This is a genomic window from Vibrio sp. 1727 (genome assembly GCF_033344415.1).
GTDB classification, from domain to species: domain Bacteria; phylum Pseudomonadota; class Gammaproteobacteria; order Enterobacterales; family Vibrionaceae; genus Vibrio; species Vibrio alginolyticus.
Window position 1 is genome coordinate 1 of sequence record NZ_JAWPOT010000214.1, and the last position, 757, is coordinate 757.

Annotated in this window: 1 protein-coding gene; it reads right to left on the reverse strand. The window is 50.2% G+C overall.

What is annotated here, in order from left to right:
* Positions 1-757: sigma-54 factor interaction domain-containing protein (locus R8O10_RS24855; protein WP_318191907.1), on the reverse strand; the 757-nt coding region annotated here is incomplete at both ends.

The window sequence follows — 757 nt, forward strand, 5'->3', positions numbered from 1 at the left end:
TAGCCTGAAAAATAGGTCTTCACGCAGAAATTGTTCTTCTATCGCGACTTTAGGATCGCGGTTGGTCGCCGCGACGATGCGGGTATTGGCGATGTGGACGGTATTACTGCCCACTGGGCGGTATTCGCCAGTTTCTAGCACACGCAGCAGTTTCACTTGATGCTCGATCGGCATCTCCGTAATTTCATCCAAAAACAGCGTGCCGCCTTCCGCTTGCTTAAATACCCCTTGGTGAGTTTTGTTCGCGCCAGTAAATGCGCCTTTTTCGTGGCCAAACAGTTCGCTATCGACCAGTTCTGGGCTAATGGCACCACAGTTGATGGCAATAAAAGGTTGCTGCTTGCGCTCGCTGGCGAGATGGATGGTTTGTGCCACAAGCTCCTTCCCTGAGCCACTTTCACCGACAATCAATACGTTGGCTTCGGTTTTTGCGACACGGCGGATCATGCGGTACAGCTGGTGCATCGGAGAAGATGAGCCAACTAGCAAACCAAACTGATCCAAATCGCTGGTGGCGACTTTACGTCCTTGCTCCTGCTTGTGTTGATAATACTGGCTCACTTCGGTCAGCGTATCAGACAGGATGGTGAGATCGACGGGTTTTCTGTAGTGAAAAATGGCACCTAGGTTCATCAGTTTATCGAGGTTCTCGTTAGGCGCGCCTGAACTGATGATGATTAAGTCCATGTCGTAAATGGCTTCGATATCGGAAAGTCGCTGGTAATCAGCGTAAGTGAAATGTGCCACTTCGACAATC